Origin of the sequence: Planococcus plakortidis (genome assembly GCF_001687605.2) — a bacterium.
GTDB classification, from domain to species: Bacteria; Bacillota; Bacilli; order Bacillales_A; family Planococcaceae; genus Planococcus; species Planococcus plakortidis.
In genome coordinates this window covers 671,475-684,357 of the sequence record NZ_CP016539.2, presented here as the reverse complement: position 1 = coordinate 684,357, position 12,883 = coordinate 671,475, and the positions used below count along the sequence as shown (strand labels likewise).

Annotated in this window: 12 protein-coding genes; 8 read left to right on the top strand and 4 right to left on the bottom strand. The window is 46.1% G+C overall.

The features are described 5' to 3' along the window. Window positions 1-34 precede the first annotated feature (34 nt). Window positions 35-481: a hypothetical protein gene (locus BBI15_RS03580; protein WP_237150931.1), complete on the bottom strand. Its 447-nt coding sequence runs from the start codon at window positions 479-481 to the stop codon at window positions 35-37. Window positions 482-702: 221 nt separating this feature from the next. On the opposite strand from BBI15_RS03580, the gene BBI15_RS03575 reads away from it, so the two are divergent. Together BBI15_RS03575 and BBI15_RS03570 are read left to right on the top strand one after the other, a co-directional pair. Continuing rightward, window positions 703-957, top strand: coding sequence for an SDR family NAD(P)-dependent oxidoreductase (locus BBI15_RS03575; RefSeq protein ID WP_068872273.1), 255 nt, complete (start codon window positions 703-705; stop codon window positions 955-957). 247 nt (window positions 958-1,204) lie between these two features. Beyond that, a complete protein-coding gene (locus tag BBI15_RS03570) occupies window positions 1,205-2,734 on the top strand; it encodes an FAD-dependent monooxygenase (protein WP_068872272.1) in 1,530 nt (509 codons plus the stop codon). A 135-nt stretch (window positions 2,735-2,869) separates the two neighbouring features. On the opposite strand, the gene BBI15_RS03565 is transcribed toward BBI15_RS03570, so the two are convergent. Further along, the gene (locus BBI15_RS03565) at window positions 2,870-3,196 is read right to left on the bottom strand and encodes a hypothetical protein (protein ID WP_068872270.1); all 327 of its coding nucleotides are present in this window, start codon (window positions 3,194-3,196) and stop codon (window positions 2,870-2,872) included. A 222-nt stretch (window positions 3,197-3,418) separates the two neighbouring features. Between BBI15_RS03565 and yfkAB the strand changes: the two genes are divergently transcribed. Then, a complete protein-coding gene (gene yfkAB, locus BBI15_RS03560; RefSeq protein ID WP_068872268.1) occupies window positions 3,419-4,549 on the top strand; it encodes a radical SAM/CxCxxxxC motif protein YfkAB in 1,131 nt (376 codons plus the stop codon). Window positions 4,550-4,802: 253 nt separating this feature from the next. Here the strand turns inward: yfkAB and BBI15_RS03555 are convergent, their stop codons facing one another. Beyond that, entirely contained in the window at window positions 4,803-4,985 is a 183-nt protein-coding gene (locus BBI15_RS03555; RefSeq protein ID WP_068872267.1) for a hypothetical protein, read from the bottom strand. 101 nt (window positions 4,986-5,086) lie between these two features. Continuing rightward, on the bottom strand, window positions 5,087-6,397 hold the full coding sequence (locus BBI15_RS03550; protein WP_068872687.1) for a PQQ-dependent sugar dehydrogenase: 1,311 nt from the start codon (window positions 6,395-6,397) through the stop codon (window positions 5,087-5,089). A 647-nt stretch (window positions 6,398-7,044) separates the two neighbouring features. Here BBI15_RS03550 and BBI15_RS03545 point away from each other — a divergent pair. The 5 genes from BBI15_RS03545 to BBI15_RS03525 all read left to right on the top strand — a co-directional run bounded on the left by BBI15_RS03545 (window position 7,045) and on the right by BBI15_RS03525 (window position 12,868). Further along, entirely contained in the window at window positions 7,045-7,896 is an 852-nt protein-coding gene (locus tag BBI15_RS03545; RefSeq protein ID WP_068872266.1) for a MurR/RpiR family transcriptional regulator, read from the top strand. A 33-nt stretch (window positions 7,897-7,929) separates the two neighbouring features. Next, the gene (locus BBI15_RS03540; protein ID WP_084632729.1) at window positions 7,930-9,018 is read left to right on the top strand and encodes a M20 family metallopeptidase; all 1,089 of its coding nucleotides are present in this window, start codon (window positions 7,930-7,932) and stop codon (window positions 9,016-9,018) included. Window positions 9,019-9,078: 60 nt separating this feature from the next. Beyond that, on the top strand, window positions 9,079-10,827 hold the full coding sequence (locus BBI15_RS03535) for a M28 family metallopeptidase (RefSeq protein WP_068872264.1): 1,749 nt from the start codon (window positions 9,079-9,081) through the stop codon (window positions 10,825-10,827). After that, window positions 10,820-11,830: an NADH:flavin oxidoreductase/NADH oxidase gene (locus tag BBI15_RS03530; RefSeq protein ID WP_068872262.1), complete on the top strand. Its 1,011-nt coding sequence runs from the start codon at window positions 10,820-10,822 to the stop codon at window positions 11,828-11,830. The genes BBI15_RS03535 and BBI15_RS03530 overlap by 8 nt, the downstream gene beginning before the upstream one ends. A 108-nt stretch (window positions 11,831-11,938) precedes the next feature. After that, window positions 11,939-12,868 (top strand): ketopantoate reductase family protein, encoded by a 930-nt coding sequence (locus BBI15_RS03525; RefSeq protein ID WP_084632728.1) that lies wholly within the window; start codon window positions 11,939-11,941, stop codon window positions 12,866-12,868. Window positions 12,869-12,883: the final 15 nt, after the last annotated feature.

The window sequence follows — 12,883 nt, the reverse complement described above, 5'->3', positions numbered from 1 at the left end:
TTTTCGGATCCCGCTTCTTCATCATCGAATGCAATCACTTATGAACCGCCGTAATCTCTTCCATCAACCGAACCCACTCATCCCGCTTGAAATCATACAATTCCAGTTCCGTCTTTCTCAGAACCATATGGAGGCTGTCGAATTTCTCGTCCGATCGGAACCGCCACCAGCTTTTCGCGGTCGATGTTTTGGCACCCGGCTCAAAGTACGTCAAGGTCATCTCCGGGTCGATGATGTCGTCCAGCTGGTCAATCTCCAAAAGGCCATGCGGGAAGTCGATATACAAGCCGAGCGCCGACTTATGGGGCGTGATGGAACCGATTTTGTGTGCAGAAAGCGCATCATTCGAATCCATCGCATCGCTCCACGGAACCGGCTTGTCGCTGACGATCCATACTTTGCCGTCCTCACTCGTTTCAACCCGGCAATTCGGCAGCCTGTTAAAGACATCTGTCATCTCGCTCATTTTCTGTTCGACCATTCTGTTCACTCCGCCAACTCCTTTCTTTTTCTTGCGGTTGTCCCTGTGTACCGCACAATTTATACACAATTCATAACGCTGCATAAAAGAAAATTTGATATGTAGATTATAACGCTAACGGCTGCATCCGTGTATACGCTATAAATTGTCGTGTATTGTCAGAATCGTTTAGAATTGTTCCGTACATAGGGACATTTTCTCACCAGCTCGGCGGCCGGGAAATGCCCCGCATTTTCAAAGGGCTCATGAACCGCTACTTGCAGCCTGCCGCGATGGGCGCACTCCCCACCGTCTATGCCGCAACGGACCCAGGCCTCACAGGCGGCGAATACATCGGGCCGGACGGCAAAGGCCAGCGGAGAGGCTACCCGGCGTTAGAGAAGCCGGACCCGGCAGTAAATGACGCGGCCACCCGTGAGAAACTGTGGGACGTGTCAGAAGAGCTGACCGCCGTTACATTTGATTTCCATAAATAACCACTTCGAACTAAAAATGGGCAAGATATCAGAATAAAGCGTATGCGGAATCCTTCGGAGGAAATCGCATGCGCTTTTCACGTATTCAGTTTATTGGCCACGCTGATGCTTGAAACCCCTCAATTACGGATATAGTAGCTGTACAAGATTATTTCGCCCGGGATCACGCGCTTCGAACTTTTCCTCTACTCGATTCTTTATTCCAGGCTCCATCAGAAGACGTGACACCCATTAGGAGGTCTCTAGGATGAAACCACAAATCTTAATCGTCGGAGCGGGCCCCACCGGCCTGGCTTTGGCCTATAGCTTGGCGCGTCAAGGCGTGCCGTTCCGCATCATCGACCGGAATGCAGGGCCCGGCACCGCCTCGCGTGCGCTCGCCGTGCATGCGCGCATATTGGAACAATACGACCAGCTCGGTCTCGCCAAGCGCAATATCGAACGCGGCCACCCGGTTTTGTCGCTCGATGTCAGCGATGGCAAACAAGTGCGGGCCCACATCAAATTCCACGAGCTCGGCAAAGGGCAAAGCCCATTCCCGTTTATCCTGAGCTTGCCGCAAGACGAACACGAAGAAATCCTCGTTTACGAATTGAATAAGATCGGCGTCGAAGTGGAATGGAACACGTCCCTGTTGTCGTTCGAAGATACCGGACATGGCGTGAAGACCGTGTTGCAGCAGCAAGGCCAGCCGGAAGAGACAGCGGAATTCGCCTATCTTTGCGGATGCGACGGCGCCGGCAGCATGATCCGGAAAGGGCTCGGCTTCGACTTCCCCGGCGGCACATACAAGCAATTGTTCTTTGTCGCCGATGTCGAAACCGAGAAGCCGGTAGATGACATGGAAAAGATGGACATGTATATGGATGAGGACGGCTTCATCCTGTATATGTCGGTCCGCAACGCCTACACGAAACGGATCCTCGGCATCGTGCCCGAAGAATTCTACGAACGCAGCGATGTCACTTACGAGGAAATCAACGATTACGTGGTCAATAAAATCCGCGTGAACGCCGCCAAGGTCAATTGGTTCTCGACTTACCGCGTCCATAACCGCGTCAGCGAGCGATTTCAGAAAGGGCGTATCTTCATCCTGGGCGATGCCGGCCATTTGCACAGCCCGACCGGCGGACAAGGCATGAACACCGGCATCGGGGACGCCATTAACCTCGGATGGAAACTCGCAGCGGTCGTTCAAGAAAAAGCCGACCCTAAAATACTCAGCACCTACGAACAAGAACGCATCGCCTTTGCGCGCCGCTTGATCGCAACGACCGACAAAGCATTCCAGACAATCGTCAACCAGAAACTGCCGGGGACTTTACTCCGGGAGTATGCCGTCCCTTACGTCTTGCCGTCGGTATTCAAATTTCCGTTCGCCTCAAAAAACGCATTTAGGATCTTATCTCAAATCCACATCAATTATCGCAGCAGTCTCCTGAGCAAAGGCAAAGCAGGCAAAATCTTCGCCGGCATGCGCTTGCCGTGGATCGAAACCGCAAACAGCGATAATTTCGCGCCGCTGCGTTCCATCGATTGGCAAATCCATGTCTACGGAAAAGCGACTCCTGAACTCATCGGCTTCGCCCGCTCACAGTCGATGGAACTCCACGAATTTCCTTGGGAAGCGAACATGAAAGACGCCGGATTCAAGCAAGATGCGCTGTATCTGATTCGGCCGGATGGCCACGTGGCGCTTGCGACTGATGGGCAATGGCTGCGTGTGCTGAACATGTATTTGGAGTCTTTTGGGATCGAAGCGTTTGGAGCGAAGTGAGCTTGAGACAACTATGAAAATACACAAAAAAGCCGTATCCAAAAACCTCCGTGGTTAGTGGATACGGCTTATTTAATATGCAATTGCAATATACACCCTGAATCGATTTCGACACCGAGCGACGATTTATTTGAATCAAGCATTTAATTTAAAGCGCTTTGCTTTGTTATACATACTTTTCTTAGCTGATACGTCCTTCAAGTCGGCAATAATGACCTTCGGGCTGGAAGGGCCCAGTATGGTCGATATATAACTCACTTTAAATGTATAAGTCGCTTTTAACCGGAAGTTTCGATATTCAGGCGAATCTTCCGTCGTCGTCCAGTAAAAAACATTGCCCTCTGTATCTATTAAAGAGACGACCCGATGTTCGTCGTTTGTAAAGCATGACAAAAACTCAAGATCTCTCGTGTATTCCATACCTTTTTCGAATCCGTTCACTTCTTTGATCGCTAGCACCATCGAAATCCACCTCATCCCATAGTGATATGCTTTTAATATACCAGAACAAATGTTTGATTACTAGTAAAAAGCTCAAAAAAATAGAATTTTTAGTTAAAAAATGATAAAGGAACAAATGAAACTAGTTCACACCCTTTATGGCGCGTTAAAATAAGCACTTGCTTGAGCCACAGGAAAAGCGCATACTTAAGAGTCGAAAAAATGATTAGGAGTTCGGTACATATGGAAAACCAGGCAACAACACTTAGACAGATCACCCCTCAATACGATCCATGGGAAGCGTATATGGATATCGAAGACCACGGGAAATTGACGCTTTCCAGCATCGAATTCACCACGACTTATTTATGCAATATGCGCTGTGAACATTGTGCGGTCGGCTATATGCTCGCGCATAAGGATCCGGACGCACTGCCGATCGAGCTGCTCGTTTCGCGCCTCGATGAAATCCCTCATTTGCGGACCATCAGTTTGACGGGCGGAGAACCGATGTTTTCGAAAAAATCGGTCGCCAATTATGTCTTGCCTCTCTTGAAATACGCCCATGCACGCGGCGTCCGCACCCAGATGAATTCAAACCTGACGATGCCGCTCGACCGCTATATGGAAATCGCGCCTTATTTGGACGTCCTGCACATTTCCCATAACTGGGGCACCATCGATGATTTTGTCGATGGCGGATTTGCCAATATGGAACGCAAGCCGTCTCGCGAGCGCCGGGCTGAACAGTTCCAGCGCATGATCGACAACAGCCGTGCACTCGCAGAAGCAGGCGTTATGGTCTCGGCAGAAACGATGCTGAACAAGCGGACATTGCCTCATCTGAAGAACATACATAAGCAAATCATCGAAGAAATGAAATGCGCACGCCACGAAGTGCATCCGATGTACCCAAGCGATTTCGCCAGCCAATTGGAAGTGCTGTCGCTCGATGAAACGAGAACATCGATTCACGAATTACTGGATGCCCGCGATGAGAATGTCTGGATGCTCTTTGGTACATTGCCGTTTTACCCGTGCAGCCGAAACGACGAAGACATTCAACTTTTGAACCGCATCCATGCAAGCAAAAACGTCACCGTCCGCAATGACCCGGACGGACGCTCACGGCTCAATGTGAACATCTTCACTGGCGAAGTTATCGTCACGGATTTCGGCGACACACCCGCGATGGGCAATATCCAGCACGATTCCCTGCCGGCAATGCTTGACCGCTGGCTGGAGCGGCCATTAGCCAAAACAATCGGCTGCCATTGCCCAGCGGCTAAATGTCTCGGCCCGAATTTGTTAGTGAAAGACGCCTACTATCCCGAAACCGATTTTACTGTTCAGAAAGCGAAAATTACGGTTTAAATTGAAAGGGTAGTGTCCCTTTTTAGTTAGAGTTTTATTTATGCAGAGAATTGGCTGAGATGCGTCCGGTATTACACCGAGCTCATGTCAGCCGATTTTTATTTGACGCTTAGGATGTCTGCTCAAGACCTGGCAGCGATTGGATCCAGCCGTTTCAGTCACTGGACAATAAAAGAATTTCAACCATAAAAAATAAGCTTCGGCACCTTTCAATAAGGAAGCCGAAACTTATTTTCGATTAGGCTTCCGGCTCCTAGAATAAGCCACCGAGCCCTCCGCCAAGTTTAGATTTTGCCAAATCCATCAATTCGTCCTTTTCGTTTTCATCAATCTTACCATCGTCATATGCCTGCTTGACTTGAGTGATGATTTCTTTCGCTTCTCCCATGTCAGCATTGCTGATTTTTTCTTTTAATGCGTCAAAAGTTTGGCCCATTAGAAAAATCCCTCCTCTAAATTATCATTCATAAAGAGTATACCCTCCGTAAAAATGGACAAACGGGATTAGAGAACAATAAATTATTCAGCGTCGTCACCTTAATTGGCTGCAGAAAGCTTATAAATCAGACCGCCATCCGTGCTTGCAATAAGCGCGCCATCCTCAGTTACAAGAATATCACGGAAACGTTGGGCCTCGTCAGTCAATAGACGTTCTTCTCCAACGATGATGTCATCTTCAATAACGACACGTACAATATAGTTCGGCATTAATCCACCGATGAACAAGTTATTCTCCCATTCAGGGATTGCGTCGTTATTATAGAAAGACATACCACTTGGAGCACTTGTCGGATCCCAATAATATCTTGGTTCAATAAAGCCTTGCGCCTCATGTTCTGAAATACCATCATTGACTAATTCACCGGTGTACTCGATACCATAAGAAACAATCGGCCATCCATAGTTATTGCCTGGTTCAATGATATTCAGTTCATCCCCAGCTTGTGGACCGAATTCAACAATCCATAAGTCTCCTGTTTCAGGATTGAAGTCTATACCTTGAATATTACGGTGACCGTAGCTGTAAATACCATCCAGTGCGTCTTCATCTTCGACAAATGGATTTGTCTCTACGGGTTGTCCATCTTGTGTAATATGAATGACTTTACCTAAATAAGCATCCAATTCTTGTGCACGGTCACGACTTGCGTCATCTGAACGCTCACCAGTCGTTAAGAACAGGTTGCCATCATCATCAAAGATAATACGTCCACCATAGTGCAAGGTACCATCATATGCTGGTGTCGCTTGGAAGATGACTTCAAAATTTTCCAGTGAGGCTTCATCTTCTGATAAAACACCTTTACCGAGAGCAGTAACAGTACCACCTTCAACATCTTGAGAAAACGTCAGAAAAACTAATCTTGATTCGTCGAAATCAGGTGCAATGGTGACATCAAGCAAACCACCCTGATCTTCGCTATTCACTTCTGGTGTACCTTCGATCGGATCTGAAACAGAGCCATCTTCAAAGTTTACAATAAGAACTTCCGCTGAATCCCTTTGCGTAACAAGTAAGCGGTTTGGTTCAAACTCCACCATGCCCCAAGTCACGCCAAGACCCTCAACAACAACTTCCTCATTAATTTCTGTTTCAGTCTCTACTGCAGGTGCCCTTGTCTGTTCCGGAAATGCCGGCTCAAACTCAGTAACTTTCGGTTCAGTTTCTGCAGGTTCTGCACTTGTACTTTCATCAGTGCCCTCGTCAGCACTTTCTTCTGTTGGAGCATCCGAGTCATTCGTTGATCCTTCGTTTGAAGTTTCATCATTGCCTCCACATGCTGCCAGAGCCAATAGAAAGATCAGCATTGTAAAGAACATGAATCTGGACCACGAAACTTTCGTCATCGTTTTCCTCCCTTTTCTAAAATATTGAACTGAATATATATTAAGGATCAGTCCCCTGAAACCCACAGCTTTTCCCTGAACTGCATCATCTTTTTTCCATAGAATCCTCTTGCCTTGTGAACGTACCATTCCCTTAACCCTATTCCAGCAAACCAATTTACCCGATATTAGACATTCCCTGTGTTTCGCACAATTCCCACACAATTAATAAGGCTGATTAAAATGAAAAAGCCACTCCCGTGATGTTGAAGCAGCAGCTGTAACAATGTATAAAGTGTGTCCCGTGGGGCGGCACAATACATTACAAATCTATTTACTGTATAAACATCATTCCTTCTGCTCACGGAACTTTGTGTCGGTGGACTGCAGCTTTTCCACATGAAATCATAGTGAGTTGTCAGCATTCTGTAGAATTGTTTCAGTCCCAAGAGCAAGAATTTCGCATACGTTGTTTGTAAGTCGTACCGCAAATTAAATATTTGAACGGCTTATAAAAGCATTTTGCATTAAATAGATTTTATAAAAATTAAAATAGTTTAAAAATTCCCTTGAATTATTAGAATTATTATTCTATAGTTTAAAGAATCAAAAAATTCATTAATAACTTAAAATGAATGAAAAAAATCATTTTTAAAGGCGGCAAAATAATGAGCGTAGAATCCCTAGTTACTGAAATTTACGAAAAACTTCCGAAAGGTCAGAAAAAAGTAGCAGAATACCTCCTGCGCAATCACGTAGAATTTAGTATTTCGACTGCTTCCCAGATTGCTAAAAGAATTGATGTCAGTGAAGCGACAGTGATTCGCTTTTCTTATGCACTTAATTATAAAAGTTTTTCACATATGCAAAAAAGCTTTCAGGCGGAATTTCTGGCAGATCCAAATTCTGAAAGCTTACAGGAATCATCCTTTCAGCTCGATGATCCAAATAATGATCTTATAAATAAGATTGTTACAAGGGAAACGGAAATTTTACAGCAAATGCAAGGTATGGACCGGAAAATTTTTTGGCAAACCGCTGATTTATTGATGAACACCAAGCATGTCAAAATTGTGGGCAATTTGGCTTCCTACGCTGCCGCTTACTGGTTTTATCTCAAGCTCAACATGATGCGAGAGAATGTCACCTTGTTATCGAATGAACTTAATGCTTCTTTTGATAATTTGCTGCTGACAGAACCTGAAGAAACGATCTTCATCCTAATTTCAATGCCGAGCTATGTTGTTAGTACATTGAACATCGGCAAACACGCAAAGGAACAGGGAGCAAAAATTTTAACCATTACGGATAGGAAGCTTTCACCTACCGGGCGCATAGCTGATATTTGCCTAACTACTGACATCGGAATTCATTCGGAAGCGATGATTTCCATTTCATCCGTGATGAGTTTGATTAACCTAATTACCTCAGGTATTGAATCCAAATACGAAGATGAGATTTCCGAACGTGTCCGTTCGATCAATAAATACTATACCGATACGAATTTCGTTATCGAGTAGAATGAATTCACTTTGACAACAGGAGGAGAACATATGGATCCAATTTTTCAAACTTTGCAAAGCCAGCAATCGCTGATGGAAGACTATTTAAAAACTCTGGTGGAGATGGAATCTCCTTCCCACGATAAGGAAGCACTTGATGAAGTGGCGGAATGGCTATCTCAAACATTCAAGGATTTGACCGGTGGAACAACCACCATCATACCGGATAATCAATATGGCAACCATGTACGCTGCGAGTTTGGTCAAGGCGATTCCCAGCTTCTCATACTCAGTCATTTCGACACCGTCTGGCCGAAAGGCACATTGGAAAGGATGCCTTTCAAAAAAGAAAACGGCATTGCTTACGGACCGGGAGTTTTTGATATGAAATCCGGCCTTATTCAAGGTCTGTTCGCTTTAAAGGCATTGAAGGATGCAGGAATAGAGCTGGATAAGAAAGTCGTTTTCTTTTTTGATTCTGACGAAGAAATCGGTAATCCATCTTCCCGGACTTATATAGAAGAAGAAGCTAAAAAGAGTGATGCGGTCTTTGTCCTGGAACCCGCATTATCCGATGAAGGCAGTTTGAAGACGTCCCGAAAAGGTGTCGCGATTTATGACATTGAAGTCAATGGGATATCTGCCCACGCAGGAATTGCGCCCGAAGAAGGCAGCAGCGCCATTACGGAACTGGCTTATCAAACCTTGTTCCTCAATTCATTAAACGATTATGAACAAGGGACGACATTCAATGTCGGTAAAGTCTCCGGCGGCACTGCGAACAATGTAGTGGCAGAAAAATCCCAAGCAACGCTAGATGTCCGGGCGAAGACAAAAAGCGAATTCGACCGTGTCATTCCGATTATCCAGAACCTGAAGCCTCATTTTAAAGGAACTGAAGTAATCACTAGGGGCGGAGTCAATCGTTTTCCACTTGAAAGAGATGACCGCGTCCTTGAATTATTCCAGACCGCTCAAGAAATCGGTAAAACCCGATTAAATATTGAACTGACAGAGAAAGAGACCGGCGGTGGCAGTGACGGCAATCTCACAGCACCTCTCGCACCGACTTTGGATGGTCTGGGGCAGTGGGTCGCGGGGCACACGCAATCGACGAACAAATTGTATTGGAGAAGATGAGTGAACGGGCAGCTTTACTGACTCATCTCCTTATTCATTACGGCAAGGGCGGCGGTTTAAATGACTGAATCACATGAAAGATTGCTCGGTCAAATCAGCCGACAATCATTGATGGAATTTACGGAAGAAATCTCAAAAGAAGTACGTTTATCCGGTTCAGAAGAGGAATTGCGAGCCTTCCGATACGCCGAACAACAATTAAAATCTTTCGGCTTTGAAACAAATCTCTACCATCGAAAAGCTTTGATTAGCCTGCCAATGGAATCAAAACTCCAAATCAACGGAGTAAGCTATACATCTATTACTCATTCTATGGCCCCCTCGACGCCAGAAATAGGGGTTTCAGGTGAAATCGTTTATATGGAAAACGGATTCCCGCTGGAGAGGGATCCTGATTTAGCCGACAAAGTGTTGCTAACAGATGGATTGGCTACGCCCGGTGCATTGCTCCAAGCTCAAACCCATATGCCCAAAGCAGTGATTTTCATCAATGCAGAATATACGCATGAGATGATCGTCTCCACTGTCTGGGGCAATCCGGCATTCGATCAATTAGGGCAATATCCGAAAATCCCAGCAGTATCCATTACATTCGCAGATGGCGAAATACTGAAAGCGAAACTTTCGTTGGAGGAAAAACTGCTGGCAGAAATTATGACCCAAGTCGATACTGCGTGGCGTGATATACCTACATTAATTGCAGATTATAAAGGCTCTGAAGATGTAAATCCTTATGTCCTGTTTTCAGGGCATATCGATTCCTGGCACCATGGTGCGATGGATAACGGCAGTGCCAATGCAACGATGCTGGAAGTCGCCCGGATTATCGGAACCAATAAAACGAAGCTTCACCGCTCGCTGCGCTTGGCTTTCTGGTCCGGACATTCCCACGGCCGCTACGCCGGATCTGCGCTATATGCCGATGAGCACTGGGAAGATTTATATGATAATTGTGTGCTTCACCTCAATATCGATTCAGTCGGCGGCAAGAATTCCTCCGTCCTGTCTGAAGCAAATGCAATGGCGGAGACAAAAGATATAGTTGCAGAACCTATCCTGAAATATGCCGATCAGGAATTCAATTCGACGCGATATGGCAAAGCCGGCGACCAGTCATTTTGGGGGATGGGTGTCCCTTCCCTGCTGATGGGACTTTCCGAACAAGTGAAATCCGATAATCCGGCTTCGCAGGCTTTTTCAAAGTTATTCGGGGACGGAAAAGCTGGCGGCTTTGGCTGGTGGTGGCATACGACTGAAGATACAATTGACAAGCTTGATCCGGTACTCCTTGAAAGAGATTGCCGAATCTACTTGGCGACAGTACTGGAAATATGCACGAACCCACTCCTTCCAATCAAGCAGCAAAATGCGATAAAGGAAATCATCGGTTTCATCAGAAATTACCAGCGCTCTTTGCCTGAACCTGAATGGCTCGGCATCGCACTGAATAGGCTTGAAAAATTGGACACCACCGTCAAACGCTTGACGGATCTCGTTCATGCAGCTGATTTCCCTTCAGCACACTCGATCCGAACATACAACCACTGGAATAAACAGCTCTCCAGGATTCTCGTACGACTGAATTATGTCGGGGGCAATCGGTTCAGTCATGACACCGCGACTCCGAAAATGCCTATTCCACTGCTTGCGGAGATTTCACAATTGGAACAGCATGAGCCGTCACCTGCATACTACAGTTTGCTAACGACTATTCGTCGTAACATTAATGAAGTGAATTTCAATTTGCGTGAAGCATTGGAGTTAAGCGAACAAACGTTAAAGAATTGGGAGGAGATACAAAATGGTTAAACTTTTCGAAGAATTTTCACTAAAAAATCTTCAGTTGCCGAACCGCAGTGTCCTGTCGCCCATGTGCCAGTATAAGGCAGAAGACGGAACCGGACTACCGAATAATTGGCATCTTGTTCATCTGACTTCACGTGCCATCGGAGGAACCGGACTTGTGATGACGGAAATGACAAATGTCGAAAAGCGCGGCAGAATCACCGATAATTGTCTCGGCCTGTACAACGTCCAGCAGCAGGAGAAATTCAAGGAAATTAATGAAGAAATCCATAAATATGGTTCAAAAAGTGCCATTCAAATCGCTCATGCCGGAAGGAAATCCACTATTGAAAACAGTGATATCGTAGCGCCTTCTCCGATTCCGTTCTCAGATTCGTCTCCGGTTCCCAGAGAGTTGGAAACTTCCGAAGTGGACGAAATTATTGAACGATTTGCAGAAAGTACAAAGCTTGCAGTCGATGCCGGCTTCGACACTATTGAACTACATGGTGCCCACGGCTATCTATTACATCAATTCCTGTCACCAGCATCAAATAAACGGCAGGATCTCTATGGTGATCCCTATCTCTTCCCGCTGCGCGTGATTGAAGCAGTGAAAAGTGAAATGCCCGCGGACATGCCTTTGATCCTTCGCATTTCAGCAAAAGAATACGGTGCCGGCGGGTATGACTTCGACTTTGCAAAAGAATTTACTGGCCGTTTCCTGAAAGCCGGCGTTGATATGCTCGACGTATCAACGGGCGGAGATGCTCCGGTCAGGCCGGAAGTATACCCTGCTTATCAGACATCTTACGCCAAAGAACTGAAGGATTTATATAACGTTCCCGTCATCTCCGTCGGTGAATTGCAGGATCCGAAAGTTGCAGAGATGGTCCTGCAGGAAGAAATGGCAGACCTCATCTCCATTGGCAAAGGGATGCTCCGCAATCCTTATTGGACGAAAGAAGCAGCTGCCCTACTGGGTGCTGAACTTAAACTGCCCGGTGTTTACAATCTTGCATATTGAAAGGAGCAGTCCCATGACTGAAACAATTGAATTGACCATTGTAGGAGCCGGTGCCATCGGCGGCGTCGTTGGAGCTTATCTGATTAAAGGGGACATGATGTCACATTCATCGATGTAAATGAAGAACATGTCAAAAAAATCAATGAACAAGGCATCACCATCGAAGAAAAAGACGATAAGTTCAATGTTTCCGCTAAAGCATATACGCTGGAGCAATACAGGGCAGAAGGAAAAACGCTCAAGAAAGTATTGCTGGCCGTAAAAGCGCTGCATACCGAACAAGCTGTAAAAGGATTCGCCGATCTATTGGATGAAGACGGCTATGTCGCTTCATTCCAAAACGGCCTGAATGAAGAATTGATAGCGAAAATTATCGGGGAACATCGCACACTGGGCTGTTTCATCAACCTTTTTGCAGATTACCTGGAACCTGGCGTCATCTCCTATGGCGGCGTCGGCAGCTTGTATATCGGTGAATTGGATGGCCAGAAAACCGAAAGAATCCAGGAACTCCATCAGGCTTTACAGTCCTGGGGAGACGCAAAAATTACCGACAATATTCTCGGCTATTTATGGAGCAAGCTTGCTTACGGTTCCATCCTAACCGCTTCAGCCACCACGAATCTGACGATTGCAGAATTTATCGAAGACATGGAATATCGCCCACTTGTCGTAGCTCTTGGCCAGGAGGTCTTAAAGGTTGCTGATAGCAAAGGCGTCGAGCCGGAAGAATTCGATGACTGGAAACCTTCCAGTGTGTACCCGGAGCATCATCCCGAAAATAATCCATTTGCTCCGCTGATTGCACGTCTTAGAAGCTATACAAAAACCCGCACCGGAATTTGGCGCGACCTGGCTGTAAGAAAAAGGAAAACAGAAGTTCCGCAGCAATTGAATCCGATTATTGCGGAAGGACAGGCGCTCGGTTTCGAAATGCCACTCCTCCAGCAACTGGTTCAGCTGATAACGGAAATCGAGAACGGCAAACGGGAAATTGATGAAAAGAACTTGGATGAATTGTTCAAGCTTATCGCTTGAACCAATCCTGCTGAA

Bases quoted from the DNA above. Each gene is read 5' to 3' on its own strand.
- BBI15_RS03580 (WP_237150931.1), bottom strand. From the start codon at position 481: ATGGTCGAACAGAAAATGAGCGAGATGACAGATGTCTTTAACAGGCTG.
- BBI15_RS03575 (WP_068872273.1), top strand. From the start codon at position 703: ATGCCCCGCATTTTCAAAGGGCTCATGAACCGCTACTTGCAGCCTGCC.
- BBI15_RS03570 (WP_068872272.1), top strand. From the start codon at position 1,205: ATGAAACCACAAATCTTAATCGTCGGAGCGGGCCCCACCGGCCTGGCT.
- BBI15_RS03565 (WP_068872270.1), bottom strand. From the start codon at position 3,196: ATGGTGCTAGCGATCAAAGAAGTGAACGGATTCGAAAAAGGTATGGAA.
- yfkAB (WP_068872268.1), top strand. From the start codon at position 3,419: ATGGAAAACCAGGCAACAACACTTAGACAGATCACCCCTCAATACGAT.
- BBI15_RS03555 (WP_068872267.1), bottom strand. From the start codon at position 4,985: ATGGGCCAAACTTTTGACGCATTAAAAGAAAAAATCAGCAATGCTGAC.
- BBI15_RS03550 (WP_068872687.1), bottom strand. From the start codon at position 6,397: ATGACGAAAGTTTCGTGGTCCAGATTCATGTTCTTTACAATGCTGATC.
- BBI15_RS03545 (WP_068872266.1), top strand. From the start codon at position 7,045: ATGAGCGTAGAATCCCTAGTTACTGAAATTTACGAAAAACTTCCGAAA.
- BBI15_RS03540 (WP_084632729.1), top strand. From the start codon at position 7,930: ATGGATCCAATTTTTCAAACTTTGCAAAGCCAGCAATCGCTGATGGAA.
- BBI15_RS03535 (WP_068872264.1), top strand. From the start codon at position 9,079: ATGACTGAATCACATGAAAGATTGCTCGGTCAAATCAGCCGACAATCA.
- BBI15_RS03530 (WP_068872262.1), top strand. From the start codon at position 10,820: ATGGTTAAACTTTTCGAAGAATTTTCACTAAAAAATCTTCAGTTGCCG.